The sequence below is a fragment of the Frankia sp. AgB32 genome, assembly GCF_023243045.1.
Lineage (GTDB): Bacteria > Actinomycetota > Actinomycetes > Frankiales > Frankiaceae > Frankia.
Genome location: NZ_JALKFX010000263.1, coordinates 1 through 8,173 on the forward strand (window position 1 = coordinate 1; position 8,173 = coordinate 8,173).

Here is an 8,173-nt window from a genome sequence, read left to right on the forward strand (position 1 = left end):
GGGGGCCCCCCCCCCCCCCCCCCCCCCGCCCCGGGGCCCCCCCCCGGGGGTCCGGCCGCGGTCGCCTGACCACGCTCGGCCCGAGCCCGGACCGCTGGCGCAAGCGGCCGCGCCGCCGCCTGGTCGCCGTGCAGGGCGGCGGTGGCCGTCAGGGTTCGGGCCAGCCGGTGTAGCCCTCGGCGAGGTAGCGGGCGCCGGACGGGGAGGCGACGACGGTGTGCAGCTCGGCGAGCTGGCGTTGCTCGTCGAACGCGCTCGCGCCGGGTGTCCGGTGCAGCATGGTGGTCAGCCAGTAGGAGAAGTGCTGCGCCTTCCACACCCGGGCGAGCGCCCGGTCCGTGTAGCGGGCCAGGGCGGACAGGTCGTCGCCGGCGAGGGCCGCCTCGATCGTCTCGGCGAGGATCCGGGCGTCGGCGAGGGCGAGGTTCAGGCCTTTCGCGCCGGTCGGCGGCACGGTGTGCGCGGCGTCGCCGGCGAGCAGCAGCCGCCCGTGTCGCATCGGCGCCTGCACGAAACTGCGAAACGGCAGCACGGTGCGTTCGAGGACCGGTCCCTCCCGCAGCCGCAGGCCGTCCTCGCCCGCGAGCCGGCACTGCAGCTCCGCCCAGACGCGGTCGTCGGACCAGTCCTGCGGGTCCTCGCCGGGGTCGCACTGGAAGTACATCCGCTGGATCGACGCGGTGCGCTGGCTGATCAGCGCGAAGCCCCGCTCGGAGCGGGCGTAGACGAGTTCGGGCGCGCTCGGCGGCGCCTCGACGAGGACACCGAACCAGGCGAACGGGTACTCGCGGAAGTACCGGGTCGCGCCGTCGACCAGGTCGCGGCAGACGCTACGGGAACCGTCGGCGCCGACGACAAGATCCGCGGTGATCTCGTGGCGGCGGCCCTCGCCGTCGGTGTAACGGACCCGCGGAGCGTCACGCACGTCGTGGACTTCGGTGGCGCTGATGCCGTAACGCAGGTCGGCGCCGTCGCGGTGGCGGGTGCGGTGCAGGTCGGCGAACACGTCGGTCTGCGGGTACAGCCAGCAGGAGGCGCCGGTGAGCCCCTCGAAGTCGATGCGGTGGCTGAGCCCGGCGAACCGCAGGGAGATCCCTGCGTGCCGGTGCCCCGCGGTGAGGACCCGGTCGACGCCGGTGTCGGCCAGCAGACGGACGCTGTCCCGTTCCAGGATGCCGGCGCGGTGCGTGGTCTCGATGGTGCGCGCCGTGCGGTTGTCGAGGACGACGCTGTCGAGGCCGGCGAGGTGGAGCAGGTGGGAGACCATCAGCCCCGCCGGGCCGCCGCCGACGATCACAACGCGGGTGCGCGTGCTGGTAGCGATCGTGGTCATCGGGGCTCCGGGCCGCGCAGCGCCTGCTCGGCGATCCGGAAGGCCGTGTTCGCGGCCGGGACGCCGCAGTAGATCGCGCTCTGCAGGACGACCTCCCTGAGTTCGGCAACGGTCAGCCCGTTGCGCAGCGCGGCGCGGACGTGCATCGCGAGCTCCTCGTGATGGCCACCGGCGATGAGCGCGGTAATCGTGATCATCGAACGGCTGCGGCGGTCGAGGCCGGGCCGGGTCCAGATCGTCCCCCAGGCGTACCGGGTGATGAGCCGCTGGAACTCGAGGGTGAACTCGGTGGCCGCCGCGCTCGCGCGGTCGACATGGGCATCCCCGAGAACCTCCCGCCGCACGACCATCCCCGCGTCGTAGGGGTCAGTAGCGGCGGCCAGGTGCTCGCGCAGCAGGTCCGCGACCTGGCGCGGCTGTTCGGCGGGAGCCAGGTGCGCGACGCCGTCGAGGACGGCCAGCCGTCCCTCGCGCACGCCGTCGGCGAGACGCGCGAGTGCGGCCGGTGGTGTCACCAGATCCTCGGCGCCGGCGATGGCGAGCACCGGCACACTGATATCGGCGAGCTCGTCGGACACGTCGAACTCGGCGAGTGCCTCGCAGGCCCACGCGTAGCCCTGCGCGTCGACGGCCGCCAGGCCGCGCAGCAGTTCCGCGGCGACCCCCGGCGCCCGGTCGACGAAGCCGGGCGCGAACCAGCGCCGCTCCGCACCCTCGACCAGCACCGCGGTGCCAGCCGCCCGCACCGTCGCGGCCCGCTCCCGCCAGTGCGCCGCTGCTCCGATCCGCGCGCCGGTGCACAGCAGCGCGGCACGGTCCACCCGCCGCGGCGCGTCGAGCAGCAGGCGCAGGCCGACCGCGCCACCGAGGGAGACACCGGCGTAGCCGAACCGGACCTCGCCGTCGGCACGGCCGGCGATCACCTCGTCGATGAGGCCGAGAACGCCGGCGGCGAGTTCGGTGAGCGTGAACGGTTCGCCGCCGGGCCCGCCGTCATGGCCGGGCAGCTCCCAGCCGACGACGTGGAAGACGTCGCCGAGCAGCCCGGCGGCCGTGGACCACAGGACGCTCGACGAGGTCCCGAGCGACGGCCCGACGACGAGAAGCGGCAGGTGCGGGCGCCCGGCGAGCTCGACTCCCGTGATCCGTGGAACTGTCACCGGGCTGCCTCCAGATAGCTGTGTGCGCGGGCGAGGACGCCTGCGACCAGGGCATCGGCGACGCCGAGGCAGGCGTCGGTCGGCGCCTCGCCGCCCGCGAAGGCGGCGATCGAGCGGCGCTCGGCGCCCAGCTCGGCCGCCGCGGTCGTCGCGGTCGCGCGCATCCGGGCCTCGTCGATACGCAGTCCGCGCAGCAGCTCGCTGGTCTGGCTGGCCGCGACGACCGTGCGCCGCGCCAGGTCGCGCAGGGTGGGCCACTCGGCGTGCCAGGCGCCGTCCGGCCGTTCGTCACCGGTGAGGGCCGCCGCGAGATGCAGGATCGACGCCAGGGGCGGCGCCGTGATCGCCGCGCGGCGGATGAGCACCGACAGCACGGGGTTGCGCTTGTGGGGCATCGTCGACGATCCCCCGCGCCCGTCGGCGGCCGGCTCCGCGAGCTCCCCGATCTCCGGTCGGGACAGGGTCGCGACGTCCGTCGCGACGCGCCCCCAGGCATCGGTGCAGGTCACCAGCGCGTCGCCCAGCGCCGTGACGGTCGTGCGGGTCGTCTGCCAGGGCGGCGCGGCGCGCAGGCCGAGGACCCCGGCGGCATCCGCCACGGCGGCACGGACCGCGGCGACCGGATCGTCGAACCCGCGCAGGCTGGCGAGGTCGACGGCGGCGGACAGGGTGCCGGCCGCGCCGCCGAACTGGGCCGGCAGCGCCACCCGCCCCAGCGCGTCGGCCGCGTCAAGGACGCCGGTGAGCCAGCCGGCGGCCTTGAGCCCGAACGTCGTCGGCACGGCGTGCTGGGTGAGGGTGCGCCCCGCGAGCACTGTGCCGCGGTGGGCCTCGGCGATCGCGGCGAGCGAACCGACCTGGTCGCGCAGCTCCGCGAGCACCCGTTCGACGACGTCACGCAGCAGCAGCACGACGCTGGTGTCGACGACGTCCTGGCTGGTCAGGCCACGGTGGGCCCAGGGCGCGCGGGCCCGCAGCCGGGCTATCAGCGCCGGCACCGGATTCCCGGCGTCCTCGGCGGCACCCGCCAGGGCGGCGAGGTCATCCGGGCCGACGATCCCGGCGAGGTCGACGGTCCCCGGGGCGATGGCGGCCCGCGCGAGCGCGTCCAGCCAGGCCTGCTCGACCCGGACCATCGCCGCGAGCCAGGCGGCGTCGCTGGCCAGCGCGCCCGCGCGCTCATCACCGGGCCAGAAGAGATCACTCATGCTCGGGCGGTCACGGCCGCTGGCCTGGGTAGCGCAGGAACACCGTCTCGGCGGGCCCCCGCAGCCGGATGTCGAAGACGAAGCCCTGCCCGTCGGCCTCGGCGACGAGGGTCCGGCGGGCGTGTTCGGGCAGCGCGGACAGCAGCGGGTCGGCGGCCAGCGCCGCGGTGTCGCCAGGCAGGTAAGCGCGGGTGAACAGCCGGTTCAGCAGGCCGCGGGCGAACACGGCGACGGCGAGGAACGCCGCCCGGCCGGGCTCGGTCGGTCCGGGCGCGACGGTGGTGAACGCGTACGTCCCGTCCGGGCCGGTGGACGCCCGGCCGAAACCGGTGAACGTCCACCCGTCTCGGCGCAGCGAGCCGGGTTCGACGGCGATGGTCCCGTCGGGGCGGGCCTGCCAGATCTCCACGAGCGCGTCCGGCACCCCGTGGCCGTCCCCGTCGAGGACCCGCCCGCGCAGCACGACCGCCGCCGGGCTGCCGGGTGGCACCAGTTCACTGTCGCGGTCGTAGGACAGGCCGAGGTGGAAGAACGGCCCGACGGTCTGGCCGGGGGTCGCGATCGGTGTCACGCCCCACCCCCGTCCTGTGCCTCGGCGTCGAGGGGTGTCTGGCCGGGGCCGGTGAGGACGATGTCCCACCGGTAGCCGGTGGCCCACTCGTGGCTGGTCACGTCGTGGTCGTAGGCCGCGACCAGCCGGTCCCTGGCACGCGGGTCGACGATCGACTGGTAGATCGGGTCGAGGGCGAACAGCGGGTCCCCGGGGAAGTACAGCTGGGTGACAAGGCGCTGGGTGAACGCGGTGCCGAACACCGAGAAGTGGAGGTGGGCCGGGCGCCACGCGTTGCGGTGGTTGCGCCACGGGTAGGGGCCCGGCTTGATCGTCTGGAACCGGTACCAGCCGTCGTCATCGGTCAGGCACCGTCCCGCACCGGTGAAGTTCGGGTCGAGCGGCGCCGGATGCTGGTCGCGCCCGTGCGCGTAGCGGCCGGCGGCGTTGGCCTGCCAGATCTCCACCAGCTGCCGACGGACCGGCCGCCCGTCGCCGTCGAGCACCCGGCCGGTGACGACGGTGCGCTCCCCGATCGGCGCACCCGGGTGGCCGACCGTGAGGTCCGCGTCCAGCGGGTCGACGTCACGGGCGCCGAAACACGGCGCGCAGCGCTCGATCGTCTCGGGGTCGACGTCGTATGCGGCCCGGCCGGGATGACGGGCCAGGCTGGAGCGGTACGGCGGGTAGTCGAGCCTCGGCTGCGTCTCCGTGACACCCGCCCCGCGGTAGCCGGCGTCGAGGGCGGCCATCTCGGAGCTGATCACGGACTGCGGCTCCAGCTCGCGCGCCGGCACGGCCAGGGGATTCATGGCACGAACCGTAGGACGGCCAACCAGGGCAGACCTACCCGATTCTTCCACTCAGTGGAAGAATCGGGCCATGGCTGGCAACGTCGGGACTCCGGGTGCGACCGTCGCCGGGCGGGTCATGGCGATCCTCGACGCCTTCGACGACCAGCATCCGCGGCTGCCGTTGTCCGAGCTGGCGCGTCGCGCCGGCCTGCCGCTGCCCACCGCCCATCGCCTCGCGGGCGAGCTGGTGCGCCACGGCGCCCTCGCCCGCGCCCGCGGCGACTACGCCATCGGCCGACGGCTGTGGGAGATCGGTCTGCTCGCCCCGGTCCCCTCGACGCTGCGCGAGGCGGCGTCGCCGTTCCTCAACGACATCCACGCCGCCACCCGCGCGACCGTCCACCTCGCGGTCCGCGACGGCGAGCAGGTCCTCTACCTGGAGCGGCTGGCGGGCCGGGCATCGGTGCCGGTGGTCAGCACGGTGGGCTCGACGCTGCCGCTGCACGCGACCGGGGTCGGCAAGGTCCTGCTCGCGCACGCGCCCGCGGACATCCGCCGCCGCGTTCTCGCCGCGCTCACCCGCGTCACGCCGTACACGGTCACCCAGCCCGGACGCCTGCGCGCGCAGCTCGCCCAGATCCGGCTCACCGGCTACGCGACGACGGTCGAGGAGATGTCACTCGGCGCCTGCTCGGTGGCCGTACCGGTGCGACGCGAGGACCAGGTCGTGGCGGCGATCGGCGTCGTGGTGCCCACCCTGCGCCGCGACCGCGCGCGCCTCACCGCCGCGCTCCAGGTCGCCGCGCAGGGCATCGCCCGCCACCTGGGCGCGTGACCCGGCCGTCGAAAGGGCGGCGGCACAGTGTCGGTGTGACAGCGGCGGCCCGGGAGTGTTATAGGGCGAAGGCGGGGCAGGCCAGGCGTAACGAGAAGTCACCCAGATGTCCCGACGGGGGTTGTCATGTCAGAGGTAACCGCCCACCAGCCGGGTGCCCCAGCGACGGCGTCCGCGGGCGAGCTGGTGGGCCAGCTTTCCGAGCAGGTGAGCCGGCTGGTCCGCGACGAGCTCACGCTCGCGCAGGCGGAGCTGACCCGCAAGGGCAAGAAGGCGGCGATCGGCGGTGGACTGTTCGGCGGGGCCGGGGTCATGGGCGTGTTCGCCGTCGGGACCCTGGTGGCGTGCGCGGTGCTCGGCCTGGCGACCGCGCTCGCGGCGTGGCTGTCCGCGCTGATCGTCGGCGTGGCCCTGCTGGCCGTGACCGGCGGACTGGCCCTGACCGGCAAGAAGGAGCTCAGCGCGGCCACTCCCCCACTGCCCGCCGAGGCCATCGAAGGCATGAAGACCGACGTGCACACCATCAAGGAGGCAGGACGGCGATGACCGAGTCACCCGCGACGAGCAACGGACCAGTGAGCCCGGACGAGGTCCGGGCGGACATCGTACGGACCCGCGCCGACCTCGCCGAGACAGTCGACGCCCTGGCGGCCAAGACCGACGTGAAAAGCCAGGTGAGCGCGAAGTCAACCGAGGCAAAGGAGAAGGCGGCCGACGTCGCCAACCAGGCACGCACCAAGGTCACCGAGGCGACCGCCCCGGCCATCGCGAAGATCTCCGACGTCGCGACCCCGGCGCTGCAGAAGGCCTCCGAGGCCACCGCCCCGGCCCGCGCCAAGATCGCGGACGTGGCGACACCCGCGTTGCAGAAGGCCACCGAAGCAACCGCCCCAGCCCGCCAGAAGGCCGGCGAACTGACCGATCAGCTCAACGAGCGCACCGGTGGCAAGGTCGACGTCGCCAAGGAGAAGGCCACCACCGCCACCGAGACGGTGAAGGCGAAGCCCAAGGCCGCCGCCGGCATCGCCGCGGGCGTCGGCGCCGTGCTGCTGTTCCTGCGGAGGAAGCGGAAGTAGTACGGGCGCGCCAGCTCAAGGCCCAGTACAGCGCGTTGAGCTGGCTCGTTGGCATCAACAACGTCGTCGTCGAGCGGGACCGGGTTCCCTCACCGCATTCCGCCGCCAGTCTCGGTGATCAGCGATGTCGCGGACGGGACGCTGAAGCCGAGTTCCATCATGCGTGCGGCGATCCGAGCGGGAGTCCAACGGAACCGGAACGATGCGGCCAGCACCTCGGCCCGCGAGACCGGCCGTTGCACGTAGGCGCCGGCGGTGTCAGTGAGAAGCTCGGCGAACATCCGGTCCACGCCGTCGACGAAGATGTCGAGCACAGAATCGGCCGGCGTCGGCACAGCGCAGCCAAGCTGCGTGAGTCGGTCCCTGACCCGCCGCGGGGACCAGCGGAGATAACCGGCGGCGGCGATGACATGGGCAAGCGGCACAGGACCGGCGCCCAGCCAGGGACCCCGCCCGTCGAGGCGGCAGCTCAGCATGAGCGCATCCCTGGCGGTCAGCGCACTCGCCGCGAAGTCTGGCAGCGCCTCCTCCGGCGGCACGAACAGACCGAGGCCGAGGAACGACGCGCGCACGCGCGCCGGGTCGCGGCCGGTGAACTGGGCGACGGCCAGGATCTGCGCCGAGGAGAGGTGATCGGAGCCGGGGACCGAGGTGTCCGCGGCGTGGAACACAACAGTGGCGTGCCCGCGGTCCATGCGGTCGAGCTCCACGGGTTCGCCCAGCACCTCCAGCCCCAGCCGGTCGTACCGCTCCCGGACCTCGGTCACGTCGCACGAGAGGATGCAGGCCGCATGATAAACGTGCGCCAGCGGCACCCGGCGGTCCGTCAGCCGCGGCGCATTCCCATCCAGCAGCCCACTCAGCAGGACGACGTCGACGGAATCCACAGTGTCCGGGGTCCGGTCGGGAAGCACGGGGACGGTGAACCCCAGGTGGCGGAGCCGGCCGACGATCTCGTGCGGCGACCGGCCGATGATCCCGGCGGCGGCCAGGACATGCCCGAGGCTCACCTCGTCCTCTGCCAGCCACGGCGGCTCCCCGTCCAGCGCCCAGCTGAACAGATCGACGTCGTCGAAGCACAGGTCGTCGGGGAAGCGTGCCCCGGCATACGTGTCGAGACCCGCACCGAGGCTACCAATCGTGTCCATTCAGGGGTGGGCGGCTGTAGCCCGCTGACCTTGGGGTTTGTGTTGAGGGGACACGTCGTGGGTGTTGCT

General features: G+C 73.8%; 9 protein-coding genes. 3 read left to right on the forward strand and 6 right to left on the reverse strand.

What is annotated here, in order from left to right:
* Nucleotides 1–148: 148 nt before the first annotated feature.
* From MXD60_RS28005 to pcaH, 5 genes are read right to left on the reverse strand one after another with little or no spacing between them, the layout of a single operon-like run.
* Entirely contained in the window at nt 149–1,333 is a 1,185-nt protein-coding gene (locus MXD60_RS28005) for a 4-hydroxybenzoate 3-monooxygenase (RefSeq protein ID WP_248822697.1), read from the reverse strand.
* Complete coding sequence (pcaDC, locus tag MXD60_RS28010) at nt 1,330–2,493, reverse strand: bifunctional 3-oxoadipate enol-lactonase/4-carboxymuconolactone decarboxylase PcaDC (protein ID WP_248822698.1); 1,164 nt, start codon at nt 2,491–2,493, stop codon at nt 1,330–1,332. Before pcaDC ends, MXD60_RS28005 begins: the two co-directional genes overlap by 4 nt.
* Nucleotides 2,490–3,701: a lyase family protein gene (locus tag MXD60_RS28015; protein WP_248822699.1), complete on the reverse strand. Its 1,212-nt coding sequence runs from the start codon at nt 3,699–3,701 to the stop codon at nt 2,490–2,492. Before MXD60_RS28015 ends, pcaDC begins: the two co-directional genes overlap by 4 nt.
* A 10-nt stretch (nt 3,702–3,711) precedes the next feature.
* Complete coding sequence (gene pcaG, locus MXD60_RS28020) at nt 3,712–4,272, reverse strand: protocatechuate 3,4-dioxygenase subunit alpha (RefSeq protein ID WP_248822700.1); 561 nt, start codon at nt 4,270–4,272, stop codon at nt 3,712–3,714.
* Nucleotides 4,269–5,063: a protocatechuate 3,4-dioxygenase subunit beta gene (gene pcaH, locus MXD60_RS28025; RefSeq protein WP_248822701.1), complete on the reverse strand. Its 795-nt coding sequence runs from the start codon at nt 5,061–5,063 to the stop codon at nt 4,269–4,271. The genes pcaG and pcaH overlap by 4 nt, the downstream gene beginning before the upstream one ends.
* Before the next feature lie 70 nt (nt 5,064–5,133).
* Here pcaH and MXD60_RS28030 point away from each other — a divergent pair, with 70 nt between their 5' ends.
* From MXD60_RS28030 to MXD60_RS28040, 3 genes are all read left to right on the forward strand, one after another.
* Nucleotides 5,134–5,880, forward strand: a complete 747-nt coding sequence (locus MXD60_RS28030; protein ID WP_248822702.1) for an IclR family transcriptional regulator — start codon at nt 5,134–5,136, stop codon at nt 5,878–5,880.
* 126 nt (nt 5,881–6,006) lie between these two features.
* On the forward strand, nt 6,007–6,426 hold the full coding sequence (locus MXD60_RS28035) for a phage holin family protein (RefSeq protein WP_248822703.1): 420 nt from the start codon (nt 6,007–6,009) through the stop codon (nt 6,424–6,426).
* On the forward strand, nt 6,423–6,956 hold the full coding sequence (locus MXD60_RS28040; RefSeq protein ID WP_248822704.1) for a DUF3618 domain-containing protein: 534 nt from the start codon (nt 6,423–6,425) through the stop codon (nt 6,954–6,956). Before MXD60_RS28035 ends, MXD60_RS28040 begins: the two co-directional genes overlap by 4 nt.
* Before the next feature lie 89 nt (nt 6,957–7,045).
* On the opposite strand, the gene MXD60_RS28045 is transcribed toward MXD60_RS28040, so the two are convergent.
* Complete coding sequence (locus MXD60_RS28045; protein WP_248822705.1) at nt 7,046–8,104, reverse strand: wHTH domain-containing protein; 1,059 nt, start codon at nt 8,102–8,104, stop codon at nt 7,046–7,048.
* Nucleotides 8,105–8,173 lie beyond the last annotated feature (69 nt).

Bases quoted from the DNA above. Each gene is read 5' to 3' on its own strand.
- MXD60_RS28045 (WP_248822705.1), bottom strand. From the start codon at position 8,104: ATGGACACGATTGGTAGCCTCGGTGCGGGTCTCGACACGTATGCCGGG.
- MXD60_RS28040 (WP_248822704.1), top strand. From the start codon at position 6,423: ATGACCGAGTCACCCGCGACGAGCAACGGACCAGTGAGCCCGGACGAG.
- MXD60_RS28030 (WP_248822702.1), top strand. From the start codon at position 5,134: ATGGCTGGCAACGTCGGGACTCCGGGTGCGACCGTCGCCGGGCGGGTC.
- MXD60_RS28005 (WP_248822697.1), bottom strand. From the start codon at position 1,333: ATGACCACGATCGCTACCAGCACGCGCACCCGCGTTGTGATCGTCGGC.
- pcaH (WP_248822701.1), bottom strand. From the start codon at position 5,063: ATGAATCCCCTGGCCGTGCCGGCGCGCGAGCTGGAGCCGCAGTCCGTG.
- MXD60_RS28015 (WP_248822699.1), bottom strand. From the start codon at position 3,701: ATGAGTGATCTCTTCTGGCCCGGTGATGAGCGCGCGGGCGCGCTGGCC.
- MXD60_RS28035 (WP_248822703.1), top strand. From the start codon at position 6,007: ATGTCAGAGGTAACCGCCCACCAGCCGGGTGCCCCAGCGACGGCGTCC.